The sequence below is a fragment of the Microvirga sp. BF8 genome (genome assembly GCF_059888585.1).
This window is the reverse complement of record NZ_CM187619.1, coordinates 4,066,194-4,078,668: the sequence shown is the minus strand read 5'-3', so window position 1 is coordinate 4,078,668 and position 12,475 is coordinate 4,066,194. Positions and strand designations below refer to the sequence as shown.

Below are 12,475 nucleotides of genomic sequence, written 5' to 3'. Positions count from 1 at the left end.
GATGACCTCCGTTCTTCGCGTCCAGCGCCTCGCCCATGCCGGTGACCTTCCGCTTCCGCGCTATGAGACGGCGGGAGCCGCGGGGATGGACCTGATCGCAGCCATACCCGACGATCAACCGCTCGTCGTCGCGCCGCTGGCGCGGGCCCTCGTGCCCACGGGCCTCGTGATCCAGCTCGAGCGTGGTTTCGAAGCCCAGATCCGTCCCCGGTCGGGCCTCGCCTTCAAGCACGGCGTAACGGTGCTCAACGCACCCGGAACAGTCGATGCGGACTATCGCGGAGAGGTGCAGGTGCTGCTCGTCAATCTGGGCCAGGAGCCCTTTACGATCACCCGGGGCATGCGCATCGCCCAGATGATCGTTGCGCCGGTGACCCGGGTCGAGCCGGTTGCGGTCGAGGCGGTCGACGACACCGCGCGGGCACAGGGCGGGTTCGGGTCGACCGGGCTCGGGGGGAGAGGCCGATGAACTTTCTCTCGCGCCGGTCGCTCCTTGCCATCGCGGCCGTCACGGACATCGCATTGCACGCCCGGCCGATGCCGGTCTCGGCGAAGGCGTTGGCCGCCCGGCACAATTTGCCGCCGCGTCATCTCGAGCCCGTCCTCCAGGCTCTTGTCCGCAATGGCATCCTGAAGGGTGTGCGCGGACCGCGCGGTGGTTACGAACTGGCTCGGGAGCGCCGCAGGATCAGCGCCGGTGACATTGTGCGGGTCGCGATGACGTCCCATGAGGAAGAGGATGTGTCGCCCCAGCCGGAATCGCACTTGGCGGAGGCCGTGGTCGCGCCGCTCGTGAAGCGGGGAATCGATGCCTTTCTGGCGGAACTGGATCAGGTGAGCGTGGACGAGCTTTGCAGCCGGGCGCAGGCTGAGACCGCGGCAGAGCCACCGTCTCCCGCCGATTTTACAATATAGAGATGTATTAGTAGGAATTAATCGACAGGAATCGTTAAAAACGATAGATATCGCTCTGACCCAAGGAGAGTTCCATGGCTGACACTGCTCAGAAGCCTGGCCGAGGCCGGATTTACGGCTCCATCACGGAGACTATCGGCAATACCCCCCTCGTCCGCTTGAACCGCCTGCCGAAGGAGCGCGGGATCGACGCTGAGATCCTGGTCAAGCTCGAGTTCTTCAACCCGATCTCGAGCGTCAAGGACCGTATCGGCGTCAGCATGATCGATGCCATGGAAGCGGCGGGAGCGATCAAGCCGGGAGCAACCCTGGTCGAGCCGACCTCGGGCAACACGGGTATCGCGCTTGCCTTCGTGGCAGCGGCGCGGGGCTACCGGCTGATCCTCGTCATGCCGGAGACCATGTCCCTGGAGCGGCGCAAGATGCTGGCCTTTCTCGGTGCGGAGCTCGCCCTCACGCCGGGCCCGCAGGGCATGAAGGGCGCCATCGCCAAGGCCGAGGAACTCCTGAAGGAGATTCCGGGATCCGTGATGCCGCAGCAGTTCAAGAATCCTGCCAATCCGGAGATCCACCGCAAGACCACCGCCGAGGAAATCTGGAACGACACCAACGGGCAACTCGACGCCTTCGTGGCCGGTGTCGGCACCGGCGGCACGATCACCGGCGTCGGACAGGTGCTCAAGCCGCGCCTGCCGAACCTGAAGATCATCGCGGTGGAGCCCGAGGACTCGGCGATCCTGTCGGGCGGACAGCCGGGGCCGCACAAGATCCAGGGCATTGGCGCAGGTTTCGTACCCGACGTGCTCGACCGTTCGATCATCGACGACGTGGTCACGGTCGGCAACCAGACCGCCTTCGACACGGCCCGTCAGCTTTCGAAGCTCGAGGGCATTCCGGGCGGCATTTCCACCGGCGCCAATGTGGCGGCGGCGCTCGAGGTCGCGGCCCGGCCCGAATTCAAGGGCAAGCGGATCATCACGGTCGCCCCCTCCTTCGCCGAGCGCTATATTTCGAGCCCACTCTTCGAAGGGCTCTGATCCCTTCCCGGCAGGATTATGGAGGGCGGCTGCGGCCGCCCTTTTTCTTTTCCGTGTGGTCGAAGCGTGGCCAGAACCTTCACCCTCCCGCCGGGTTGCCCTTGAAACGCAAGTTCAAGGAGATCTGCCATGGCGGACAGGCGCCCACCCCATTCTTTGAAAGACCAGACCGCGGACCAGATCCGCAACCAGCAGCGCAGTGGTGGCGTTGCCGATACCTCGAACAAGGGTCCCGAAGCCAACGACACCATGCGCAAGGTCTGGGACGAGCCGGGCGGCGAGGCTTATGCCTATCGCCAGTCCATGGGTGGCGCAGGCGGTCGCGATGAAGGACATTCGGACCTGACGGCGGCGGAAACGCCGGAGGCTACCAGGCATCTGAGCGATCCCACCCTGTCCCCGAAGGACAAGGACGCCACCGCCGAGGCCATCGAGCGCGCCACCGGAAAGAAGGGCTGAGCCCATGCCCAAGAAAAACGACAACATCGTCGGACAGGCCGAGGGACCCCCGGTCAATGGCGGCCATCAGACCTCCCAGCAGGCCGATCTCGTCGAGCAGGATGGCGGCGGCCTGAGCGACGTGGAGCGCAGCCGCATGAATCCGGGCCGGCCCGATAACGCCAACCCGGGTCTCGGAGGCTCGTCCGGCGGCCATTCCGATCAGGTCGCGTCCCGTGGACCCGCAGAAAACCGCAAGGTCGCCGGCGGCCTCTCCCGATCCGAGCGGACGAAGGGCATGGGCGATGCTGCCCGGAACCGACATAAGGAGCCACGTCACCGCCCGACCTAAGTCATTTCCAGACAATATTGATCGAGGAGATTTCTCCATGGGCTACGCCAGTTACGGCAACAACAGTCAGCAGGACTCCAAGGCGCCTGAGAAGCCCGATCCCAAGGCGGCTGGCCAGACCCCGGAGAAGGGCCAGGACCGCCCCGGGTTCGATCTGGGCGGAGCCAAGGACCGGGGCGGCCAAGCCGCCAAGGATCTGCCTGCGGCAGGACCTCACGATAAACCCGGTCTGACGACCGACGAGAACACTCCCGGCACGGGCACCCTGCCCGATGCCGGTGCGCGCGACGCAACCGATTCCACCAGCGGCTAGGACACGATGATGAGCCAGTCCGACAGGAAGCAGCGTCAAGCCCGGGACGCCGATATCAGCAAGCCCCGCCTGACGCCGCAGGGCCGGACGAGTCCCGACGCGGCCGGGGAGGATTCCACGAATCCCACCGGTCCCGGTGCGAAGAAAGGCCAGACCGACAAGGCGGAAGGATAGCGACAACGGCCGGCGTGACGGAGACGCCGGCACTGCCCGCAGGTATCGGGTGGCCGCCGCGCGGCATGGCGCCTAACCCTGGGCAATCACGGATCTTTGCCCTGGATTTGCCATGTCCCCCTTGCCTGCCTCCTTCCGGTCCCTTGCCTGGTCCAATCTCGCTGCCCAGTCCGCGGAGCAGATCGGATTGGCCGCGGCGCCTCTGATCGCCGTTCTGACGCTTGGCGCAGGACCGGGAGAAACGGGCCTTCTCGCCGCTGTCCAGGCTCTGCCCTTCCTGCTTCTCTCCTTTCCCGCCGGCCTTCTCGCCGACCGGGCGCCGCGCCGGGCCGTGATGGCCGCGGCCGAGGCCTTCCGCTCATTGGCCCTCCTGGCGTTGCCCGTTCTGGCCATGCTCGGACTGCTGTCTATCCCGCTCCTCGCCGTGATCGGCTTCGCAGCCGCCACCGGCACCGTGGCCTTCAGCGTCGCCGCTCCGGCGCTGGTTCCGTCCCTCGTGCCGCGCAGCCTGCTGACGAGGGCCAACGGACAGCTCGAACTGGCCCGCAGCATCGCCTTCGCGGCCGGCCCCGCCCTCGCCGGCGGCCTGGTCGGCTGGGCCGGGCCGTCACAGACCTTCGTGCTGGCGGCGGCGCTGTCGATGCTGGCGGTTGTCTTCCTCGTTCGGGTGCCAGAGGCGCCGCAACGCCCTTCGAGCAGGCCTCATATCTGGCAAGACCTGAAGGACGGCGCGGGCTTCGCCTGGACCCATCCCTTCCTCAGGCCGATCCTTCTGACAGCGGTGGCCTGGAATCTCGCCTGGTTCGTGCTGCAGGCGGCGTACGTCCCCTATGCGGTCCATGTCCTCGGACTGACCGCTTCGGGCATTGGAACGTCGATGGCGACCTACGGCATCGGGATGATCGTCGGCTCCCTGCTGGCGTCACGGCTCGTCGCCCGTCTCAGCTTCGGGACGGCCATCGTAGTCGGACCCATCGTCTCGGTGGCGGCGGCCCTGGCCATGGCGTCGACGCTCTGGATTCCGTCCGGCCACCTCGCCGCGCTCTCGTTCTTCCTGTTCGGCGCCGGGCCGATCCTCTGGACGATCAGCCAGACCACCCTTCGCCAGACGGTGACGCCGGTCTCCCTTCTCGGACGCGTATCGGCCCTGGTCATGACGGCGACGGCGGGCGCGCGTCCGATCGGAGCGGCGGCAGGCGCGGCCATCGGAGCGACCTACGGACTCGGGGCCTGCATCGTCGTGGCCGCTGTCGGCTTCGTGGTTCAGCTGCTGATCATCCTGTCCTCCCCCGTGTCGAGGCTCGCCGCGCTGCCGGAGCCCGTTGTCGACCCCGCTGCGGCAGCAGCGGGGTGAGGCAAGGGACGGCAGAATAAAAAGCCGCCCGAAAGGGCGGCTTTTCGCGTTTTCGAAAAACGGGCGGTCCCGATCAGGCGCTGATCGCTTCCTTCGAGCGCTCGGCGCGCTTGCGCTCGTTCGGATCGAGAATCGCCTTGCGCAGGCGGATCGACTTCGGGGTCACTTCTACGAGCTCGTCGTCCTGGATCCAGGCCAGAGACTTCTCCAGGGTCATGCGGATCGGCGGCGTCAGGCGCACCGCTTCGTCCTTGGAGGTCGTGCGGATGTTGGTGAGCTTCTTGCCCTTCAGCACGTTCACTTCCAGGTCATTGTCGCGGCTGTGGATGCCGACGATCATGCCCTGATACACCTTCCAGCCCGGCTCAATCACCATCGGGCCGCGATCCTCCAGGTTCCAGAGGGCATAGGCCACCGCCTCGCCCTGGTCGTTGGAGATGAGCACGCCGTTGTTACGGCCGGCGAGTTCGCCCTTGTAGGGCTCGTAGGCATGGAACAGGCGGTTCATGATCGCCGTGCCGCGGGTGTCGGTCATCAGCTCGCCCTGATAGCCGATGAGGCCACGGGTGGGAGCGTAGAACACCAGGCGCTGGCGGTTGCCGCCGGAGGGGCGCATCTCGACCATCTCGGCGCGGCGCTCGGACATCTTCTGCACCACGACGCCGGAGAATTCCTCGTCCACGTCGATCACCACCTCCTCGACCGGCTCGAGGAGCTGGCCGGTCGCCTCGTCCTTCTTCATGACGACGCGCGGACGCGACACGGCGAGCTCGAAGCCCTCGCGGCGCATGGTCTCGATCAGGATGGCGAGCTGCAATTCGCCACGGCCGGAGACGTAGAACGAATCCTTGTCGGCGGCTTCCTCGATCTTGAGGGTGACATTGCCTTCCGCTTCCTTGAACAGACGGTCGCGGATCATGCGGCTCGTCACCTTGTCGCCCTCGGTGCCCGCGAGGGGCGAGTCGTTGACGATGAAGGACATGGTGACGGTCGGCGGGTCGATAGGCTGGGCCTGGATCGGGATGTCGTTCTCGGGCGCGCAGAAGGTGTCGGCGACCGAGCCCTTCTCGAGACCGGCGATGGAGACGATGTCGCCCGCCTCGCCCACCTCGATGGGCTGGCGCTCGAGGCCGCGGAAGGCCAGGATCTTGGAGACGCGGCCGGTCTCGACCACCTTGCCGTCACGGTCGAGCACCTTGATCGACTGGTTCGGCTTGACCGAGCCCGAGGCGATGCGGCCCGTGACGATGCGGCCGAGGAACGGGTTGGCTTCGAGCAGGGTGCCGAGCATCCGGAAAGGACCCTCCTCGACCTTGGCCGGCGGCACATGGTCGAGCACGAGGTCGAACAGCGGGGCGAGGCCCTGATCGCTCGGCCCCTCCGGCGACTGCGCCATCCAGCCGTTGCGGCCCGAACCGTAGAGAATGGGGAAATCGAGCTGCTCGTCCGTGGCGTCGAGCGCCGCGAAGAGATCGAACACCTCGTTGATCACCTCCTGATGGCGGGCGTCGGGACGGTCGATCTTGTTGATGGCGACGATGGGGCGCAGGCCGATCTTGAGGGCCTTGGACACCACGAACTTCGTCTGCGGCATCGGCCCCTCGGCCGCGTCCACGAGGACGATGGCGCCGTCGACCATGCTCAGGATGCGCTCCACCTCACCGCCGAAATCGGCGTGGCCGGGGGTGTCGACGATGTTGATGCGGGTGTCCTTCCAGACGACCGAGGTCGCCTTGGCCAGGATCGTGATGCCGCGCTCCTTTTCCAGGTCGTTGGAATCCATGGCGCGCTCTTCCACGCGCTGGTTCTCGCGGAAGCTGCCCGATTGCTGGAGCAGCTTGTCGACGAGGGTGGTCTTGCCATGGTCGACGTGGGCGATAATGGCGATATTGCGCAGCTTCATCAGGCGAGACTTTCAATGCAAAACAGCCCGGTTCGCGGCAAGCTTGGCCGCGCCCCTGGCTCAACCGGGCGAAAAATTGATTGCGCTGCAATATCGTGATGCGCGCAAACCGGCAATAGGGCAGGCGGTAATATTAGAGCCCGCAGCCGCATGACCGCCTTATGACGGTTCATCACGATATGGGTTGTCGGGCCCGGTTTTTGCAACCCCGGCGCCCGAAGATACCGACCGGCCGACCTGCGGCACGGAGGGCATGGAGGATTGTCCGGTCCGGAAACGCCATTCGGGGCGGACGCTGCGGACCATCATCATCTCGCCGATATTTTCCATGGTCACCAGCCCGACGAGATGCTGGGCCCCGTCGAGGACGAACAGGGCCGGGGCCTTGGTCGCGGTGAGAAGGGCGAGGGCGGCGTCGAAGGGCTGGTGGTCAAGAACCGTCGGCACGTCCCGCGTCATGGCCTCCAGCACCGGTGTCGCCGCGCCGCCCTGATGCAGAGCCTGGATCAGGTTCTCCCGTGTCAGCAGCCCGCGCGGAACCTTCGCACCGTCTACGACCGGAAACTCCTTCTGGGATGTCCGGAGCATGAGATCGACTGCGTCGTCCAGGGTCGCGGAGGTGGGCAGCGTTTCGAGGGAGGTGATCATGACCGACTTCACGGGCATTCCCCTCGTCGCGTCGCGGAACGCCATGTCCTGGGCCTCCGCCGTCGCGGCGAGATAGATGAACAGGCCGATGACGATCAGCATCGGGCTCACGAACAGGCCTATGAGGGCGAACAGAAAGGCCGCGCCCTGTCCGATCCGGGCGGCGACGCGGGTCGCCTCCAGCCGGTTCATCCGCATGGCGAGAAGGGCCCGCAGTACACGCCCGCCATCCATGGGGAAGGCCGGAAGGAGGTTGAAGACGACGAGGAAGACATTGGCGGAGGCCAGCCGCGCCAGGAGGTTCGCACGCGGCTCGTCGAGCGCCGTCAGCGCCGCTGCGTCGAAGCCGAGCCCGAGAACGGCCATGAGCACCGCCGCGATGACCACGTTCACCAAGGGTCCGGCGATGGCGATCACCAGCTCCTCGCGGGGCTTTTCGGGGATGCGTTCCAAGCTGGCGATGCCGCCGATGGGCCACAGGGTCACGTCCGGGGTGCGGATGCCGTAGTGCCGCGCGGTCAGGATATGCCCGAATTCATGCGCCAGCACGCAGGCAAAGAGGAGCACCATGAACAGCACTCCCTCCAGTGCCGCCTCGCGCCCGCCCATCCGCCAATAGGAAGCGCCGATCCAGACGAGAAACAGGAGGAAGGTCACATGGATGCGCACCACCGTGCCGGCGATGCGCGCGACGGGAATGGACCAGGTCATGAGGCTCTCCGCCAGCAGGCTCAACTCTCAAGGTAGGGTGTCGCAGGGGCATAAGGAAGACGGCTTTTCGCGCCGTTGCAGCATCACGGTTCTCTCGGACACGGGCGGTCGGGTCCTCATGGATAGCGACAGCCACGCCGCTTCGGCCTCCGGGCTTGGTGGCCCGGAGGGGAGGCCGGCTCGAGGGGGGCGCGGTGTCGGCTCCGGCTCGGGTGGGATGGGAGTGAAGCGAAGAGCCGAAGCGTCATCGCGCACGGTTTGTTGCGGCGGACAGGCGGCGCAGGGCTGGCCTGCTGCCCGGCGCGGACACCGCTGTTCGCGACAGCGGGCGGCGGCGGACCAACCGGCAGCCCCGGGCACAGCCTGGGCCCCCCGCCCGGCAAAGGCGGCGTGACCTTGCCTGCGGGACCGTTCCCACCGCCACACCAGCGACGCCTCGCGCGCGCGCCCCTCGCTGCGGCGGGACAGGTCATGATATAGCCTAGCTTGAGCGCGGCGTCAAGAACAAAGACGGAACACCGGCCCGGCTGAGGGTTCACAGTGGGAGAGCGGCGCCATCCGCGGCGCTTCCCGCTGCACTGGAAGCGGTGATGGGGTCCGGGCCCAGCGCTCTGCGCTGTCCCGGAATGACGAGGGTGGTTCGGCGCATGGTCCTCCCTGTCCCCGCCGGAGAGGCAGGCGCGGCGGCAGGCTACTCCGCGGCGACGGCCGACGGTTGCGGGAGGCGCTTTTCGAAACCGGCGGCCTCGAGAACCTCCGGCATCGGATCAGAGAGCCGAGATCAGGGTGCCGCCGAGAGCGCTGAGGATCACCACCAGCCATGGCGGCGTCCGCCACATGAACAGCAGCAGGAACGCAACTGCCGCCAGGGCGAAATCGGCCCGGCCGAGGATCCCGGCGGTCCAGACCGGATGATAGAGCGCCGCCAGGAGCAGGCCAACCACCGCCGCATTGACGCCCTTCAGGGCCGCCTGCGCGGTCGGCGTGCGCCGCAGATCCTCCCAGAACGGGAGGGCGCCGACGACCAGCAGGAACGACGGCAGGAAGATGGCCACGAGGCACAACGCCGCCCCGGCCCAGCCATGTGGCTCCGGGCCCATGACGGCGCCGAGGTAGGCCGAGAAGGTGAAGAGCGGGCCCGGCACCGCCTGGGCCGCGCCGTAGCCCGCGAGGAAGGCATCGTTCGAGACCCAGCCCGGCGGCACGACCGAGGCCTGGAGCAGCGGCAGGACCACGTGGCCGCCGCCGAAGACCAGGGAGCCTGCCCGGTAGAAGGCATCGAACAGGGCGATGCTCTGGCTTCCTGTTGCGGACGCCAGGAACGGCAGACCGACCAGGAGGGCGAAGAAGGCGACCAGGGCAACGGCGCCGGCCCGCCGGCTCACGGACAGGGGAAGCTCGGCATGGGCGATGGGTCCCCCACCCCTGAGGAGGGTGACGCCGACGAGGCCGCCGAGCACGATGGCGCCGATCTGTCCCCAGGCCGAGGGAACGGCCAGGGTGATGGCGGCGGCCGCCACCGCCAGGGTGGCGCGCTCCCGGTCCGGCGTCAGGGACCGGGCCATGCCGAGCACGGCCAAGGCGACGACCGCCACCGCGGCCACCTTGAGGCCATGGAGCCAGCCCGAGCCGAGAGCCTGGCCCAGGAAACCGACGCTGAAGGCGAACAGCACCAGGGCGATGGCGGAGGGCAGCGTGAACCCTGTCCAGGCGGCCAGCGCCCCGAGGTAGCCGGCCCGCGACAGGCCGATGGCCATGCCGACCTGGCTCGAGGCCGGTCCCGGCAGGAACTGACACAGGGCAACGAGATCCGCATAGGCCCGCTCGTCGAACCAGCGCCGCCGGACCACGAACTCGTCGTGGAAGTAGCCGAGATGGGCGACAGGACCGCCGAAGGAGGTCAGACCGAGCTTGAGGAAGGCCGCGAAGACCTCGCCCGCATGGCCGTGGGGCGTTTTCTGAGATGTTTCGCGCTTGGACATGAGCATCGGTTCGGCCTCGGGAAGGGCCGGTGGAGGCGGGGGGCTTCCGGCCGGCAGAGGAACCGATCCTAGAAGACCGGGTTGGACTCACAATCCGCCAAAAGCTCCGCGGCGTCGAACGGACTGCCGATCCCAGGAGGGGTACATGGCCAGCGAAGCCGACCGCCATCCGCGGCACCATACCCGGAAGATGCAGATGCGCCTCCAGGAGATCATCGACCACCTGCGTCAGGACATCGACACGGTCGACGAGCCGCAGCTCAAGGCCATGTTCGAAACGGCCGCAGAGGTACTGGGCGGGCTCAAGAAGGCATTCGGCGACTACGAACGGAAGAACGAAAGCGCCTGGCAACGCTGAACCGTCCCCGATGCGGATCCGGGGACGGAGGCCGGGAAAGGCAGCGCCTCTCCGCTTACAGTCCCAACTTCTTCTTCCGCTGCGCCAGCGTCCGCAGGCGGAGCGCGTTGAGCTTGATGAAGCCGGCGGCGTCGCGGTGGTCGTAGGCGACGGCGCCTTCCTCGAAGGTGACGAGGTCCTGATCGTAGAGCGAGTAGGGGCTTTCACGGCCGATGAGGTGGACGCCGCCCTTGTAGAGCTTGAGCTTGACCTCGCCGGTGACGAATTCCTGGCTCTTGTCGATCATGACCTGGAGCAGCTCGCGCTCGGGCGAGAACCAGAAGCCGTTATAGATCAGCTCGGCATATTTCGGCATCAGCTCGTCCTTCAGGTGAGCCGCGCCGCGGTCGAGAGTGATCGACTCGATGCCGCGATGGGCCAGGTAAAGGATCGTGCCGCCGGGGGTCTCGTACATGCCGCGGCTCTTCATGCCCACGAAGCGGTTCTCGACGAGGTCGAGGCGGCCGATGCCGTTGATGCGACCGAGCTCGTTGAGCTTCGCCAGCAGTGCCGCCGGGCCCATCTTCTTCCCGTCGATGGCGACCGGATCGCCCTTCTCGAAGGTGATGGAGATCACGGTCGGCTTGTCGGGGGCCGATTCGGGATCGTTGGTGCGGGAATAGACATAGTCCGGCACTTCCAGGGACGGGTCCTCCAGCACCTTGCCCTCGGAGGAGGCGTGCAGGAGGTTGGCATCCACCGAGAAGGGCGCGTCGCCGCGCTTGTCCTTGGCGATCGGGATCTGGTTCGCTTCCGCGAACTCGATGAGCTTGGTGCGCGAGGTCAGGTCCCATTCACGCCAGGGGGCGATCACCGTCACGTCGGGCTTGAGGGCATAATAGGAGAGCTCGAAGCGCACCTGGTCGTTGCCCTTGCCGGTCGCGCCATGGGCCACCGCGTCGGCGCCGACCTTTTCCGCGATCTCGATCTGCTTCTTGGCGATCAGCGGCCGGGCAATGGAGGTGCCGAGCAGATAGAGGCCCTCGTACTGGGCATTGGCCCGGAACATCGGGAACACGTAGTCGCGCACGAATTCGTCGCGCAGGTCCTCGATGAAGATGTTCTCCGGCTTGATGCCGAGGAGCTCGGCCTTCTTGCGGGCGGGCTCCAGTTCCTCGCCCTGGCCGAGATCGGCGGTGAAGGTCACGACCTCGCAGCCATAGGTGGTCTGCAGCCACTTGAGGATGATGGAGGTGTCGAGGCCGCCGGAATAGGCGAGCACGACCTTGTTCACGCGCTTGTCAGCCATAGCAGGAGTTCCAAGAAAGAGAGGACAGGGCGACTTAGAACGGAAGCTTGGGCGGCGCAACCGGGCATTTTCCGCTATGCGTCCAGAGCATCCCGGATCGGAAACGGCGCGGCTGCCTCGCGCTACTGCGATGAACTACCGATGGCCTCTCATGCGGTCGAACGGGTCCAAGAGGGAAAGGCCTGCCCGCCCGAAGCCACCGTCGTAACGAGAGGCCCCGTGTCATGCCCCGGCCGACCCTCGAATTCTGGTACGAGTTTGCCTCGACCTATTCCTATCTTTCCGCCATGCGCATCACGGATGCCGCCGAGGCGGCGGGCGTTACCGTGATCTGGCGTCCCTTCCTGCTCGGCCCGATCTTCGGGGCGCAGGGATGGGACACCTCGCCGTTCAATCTGTATCCGGCCAAGGGCCGCTACATGTGGCGCGACATGGAGCGGGAGGCGGCCCGCTTGCGCCTGCCGTTCTATCGGCCCAACCCCTTCCCGCAGAACAGCCTTCTCGCCGCCCGCGTCGCCCTGGTCGGTCGCGACCGGGGATGGACGCCCGCCTTCACCCAGGCGGTCTTCACGGCGGAATTCGGCAAGGGGCGCAATATCGGCGACCCGGTCGTCCTGTCCGACATCCTGGCCGGGATCGGTGCCGATCCGCAATCGGTCATCGAGGAGGCACAGGCCGAGGCCGCGAAGACGCGCCTGCGCCGCGCCGGCGAGGAGGCCCAGTCCCGCGGCCTCTTCGGGGCTCCCACATTCTTCGCCGAGGACGGGGAGATGTTCTGGGGCAACGACCGCCTCGAACAGGCCCTGACCTGGGCCGTCGAACGGGTGCAATGCTCGCAGCTGCCGGTGTGATCTAAGGAGCCTGATGTCCCGGGCGGGCGGGCCTGAAGGCGGGGACGCTGTGAAATGGCCTGAAACCCTTGTGAAGGGCCGCGAAAGGCGATAGATAAGGGCCATCCGACAGGACAGGAACGGTCGCTGAAAGTTTGGGTGCGTCAGGCGC

Annotated in this window: 14 protein-coding genes; 10 read left to right on the top strand and 4 right to left on the bottom strand. The window is 66.8% G+C overall.

Features of this window, described 5'->3' with window-relative positions; translation table 11 throughout:
• The first annotated feature begins 1 nt into the window (after position 1).
• The 8 genes from dut (at position 2) to AC522E_RS19175 (ending at position 4,583) form a co-directional block, all read left to right on the top strand.
• Complete coding sequence (gene dut, locus AC522E_RS19210; protein ID WP_500747831.1) at positions 2 to 469, top strand: dUTP diphosphatase; 468 nt, start codon at positions 2 to 4, stop codon at positions 467 to 469.
• Positions 466 to 915 (top strand): RrF2 family transcriptional regulator, encoded by a 450-nt coding sequence (locus AC522E_RS19205; RefSeq protein WP_500747830.1) that lies wholly within the window; start codon positions 466 to 468, stop codon positions 913 to 915. The genes dut and AC522E_RS19205 overlap by 4 nt, the downstream gene beginning before the upstream one ends.
• A gap of 74 nt (positions 916 to 989) precedes the next feature.
• Complete coding sequence (cysK, locus tag AC522E_RS19200; protein ID WP_500747829.1) at positions 990 to 1,952, top strand: cysteine synthase A; 963 nt, start codon at positions 990 to 992, stop codon at positions 1,950 to 1,952.
• A gap of 129 nt (positions 1,953 to 2,081) precedes the next feature.
• Positions 2,082 to 2,411 carry a hypothetical protein gene (locus AC522E_RS19195; RefSeq protein WP_500747828.1) on the top strand — a complete coding sequence of 110 codons (330 nt, stop codon included), beginning with the start codon at positions 2,082 to 2,084 and terminating at the stop codon, positions 2,409 to 2,411.
• Positions 2,412 to 2,415: 4 nt separating this feature from the next.
• Complete coding sequence (locus AC522E_RS19190) at positions 2,416 to 2,742, top strand: hypothetical protein (protein ID WP_500747827.1); 327 nt, start codon at positions 2,416 to 2,418, stop codon at positions 2,740 to 2,742.
• Positions 2,743 to 2,779: 37 nt separating this feature from the next.
• Positions 2,780 to 3,055, top strand: a complete 276-nt coding sequence (locus AC522E_RS19185) for a hypothetical protein (RefSeq protein WP_500747826.1) — start codon at positions 2,780 to 2,782, stop codon at positions 3,053 to 3,055.
• Positions 3,056 to 3,061: 6 nt separating this feature from the next.
• Positions 3,062 to 3,229, top strand: a complete 168-nt coding sequence (locus AC522E_RS19180) for a hypothetical protein (protein ID WP_500747825.1) — start codon at positions 3,062 to 3,064, stop codon at positions 3,227 to 3,229.
• A 112-nt stretch (positions 3,230 to 3,341) separates the two neighbouring features.
• Positions 3,342 to 4,583, top strand: coding sequence for an MFS transporter (locus tag AC522E_RS19175; RefSeq protein ID WP_500747824.1), 1,242 nt, complete (start codon positions 3,342 to 3,344; stop codon positions 4,581 to 4,583).
• A gap of 73 nt (positions 4,584 to 4,656) precedes the next feature.
• Here the strand turns inward: AC522E_RS19175 and typA are convergent, their stop codons facing one another.
• From typA to chrA, 3 genes are all read right to left on the bottom strand, one after another.
• Complete coding sequence (gene typA / locus AC522E_RS19170; protein WP_500747823.1) at positions 4,657 to 6,486, bottom strand: translational GTPase TypA; 1,830 nt, start codon at positions 6,484 to 6,486, stop codon at positions 4,657 to 4,659.
• 159 nt (positions 6,487 to 6,645) lie between these two features.
• Positions 6,646 to 7,845, bottom strand: a complete 1,200-nt coding sequence (locus tag AC522E_RS19165; protein WP_500747822.1) for a site-2 protease family protein — start codon at positions 7,843 to 7,845, stop codon at positions 6,646 to 6,648.
• Positions 7,846 to 8,612: 767 nt separating this feature from the next.
• Positions 8,613 to 9,827 carry a chromate efflux transporter gene (gene chrA / locus AC522E_RS19160; protein ID WP_500747821.1) on the bottom strand — a complete coding sequence of 405 codons (1,215 nt, stop codon included), beginning with the start codon at positions 9,825 to 9,827 and terminating at the stop codon, positions 8,613 to 8,615.
• 145 nt (positions 9,828 to 9,972) lie between these two features.
• On the opposite strand from chrA, the gene AC522E_RS19155 reads away from it, so the two are divergent.
• Entirely contained in the window at positions 9,973 to 10,185 is a 213-nt protein-coding gene (locus AC522E_RS19155) for a hypothetical protein (RefSeq protein ID WP_500747820.1), read from the top strand.
• Between the two features lie 55 nt (positions 10,186 to 10,240).
• On the opposite strand, the gene AC522E_RS19150 is transcribed toward AC522E_RS19155, so the two are convergent.
• The gene (locus tag AC522E_RS19150; RefSeq protein WP_500747819.1) at positions 10,241 to 11,473 is read right to left on the bottom strand and encodes an argininosuccinate synthase; all 1,233 of its coding nucleotides are present in this window, start codon (positions 11,471 to 11,473) and stop codon (positions 10,241 to 10,243) included.
• 224 nt (positions 11,474 to 11,697) lie between these two features.
• Between AC522E_RS19150 and AC522E_RS19145 the strand changes: the two genes are divergently transcribed.
• Entirely contained in the window at positions 11,698 to 12,324 is a 627-nt protein-coding gene (locus AC522E_RS19145) for a 2-hydroxychromene-2-carboxylate isomerase (RefSeq protein ID WP_500747818.1), read from the top strand.
• The last annotated feature ends 151 nt before the right edge of the window (positions 12,325 to 12,475 follow it).